The 761-nt window shown below is 45.2% G+C and carries 1 protein-coding gene; it reads left to right on the forward strand.

Annotated elements, in window-relative coordinates; translation table 11 throughout:
• Positions 1 to 761: T9SS type B sorting domain-containing protein (locus AC07XU_RS18330; protein ID WP_494945084.1), on the forward strand; the 761-nt coding region annotated here is incomplete at both ends.

Here is a 761-nt window from a genome sequence, read left to right on the forward strand (position 1 = left end):
GTTACCTATTCATTCAGCAATGGAAGCTGCTCAAACACAGCTACCACTACTTTAAGCGTAAGTTCTACACCTGCGACCATCTCATTTACAAGAACCAGTTTTTGTGCAAGCGGAACGGCGAGCATTGTGCAGACCGGTCCAACGGGCGGAACATACACTGCCAGCGCAAGTGGTCTGAAGATAAATACGGCAACGGGTGCTGTAGACCTTGGTACAAGTACACCGGGCAGTTATACGGTAACCTATACCTATCGGGATGGTTCGATCACCGCAAATGCAACAACAACTGTAAATATCAATGCAATGCCGGTGGTAACCTTGAGTGGGGATAAGGGTTTAACTATTTCTAAGGGAGATATAATAAGCTTGAAAGCTACCGGAGGTACAGTTTACAGCTGGAGCGGTGCAGATATCTTGAGCGGACAGGGTACAGCTACCCTAGATGTTAGACCTAAAGTAACTACAACCTATACCGTAGCTGTTACCAATGCCAGCGGCTGTAGTGAAGTGAGGCAGATCACCATCACCGTTAACGAGGATCTCAAGCTTATTCCAAACAATGTGATCACACCAAATGGAGATGGTAAGAATGACCTATGGACCATCCAGAACATAGATTACTACCCGAACAACAAGGTGTTTATCTATGACAGGGCAGGGCGTAAAGTTTTTGGAGCGGTGAATTACCAGAACAATTGGGACGGTAAATATAATGGACAAGATTTAGCTGAATCGGCTTACTTCTACATTATTGATATGGG

It is taken from the genome of Pedobacter sp. GW456-11-11-14-TSB4 (genome assembly GCF_059424425.1).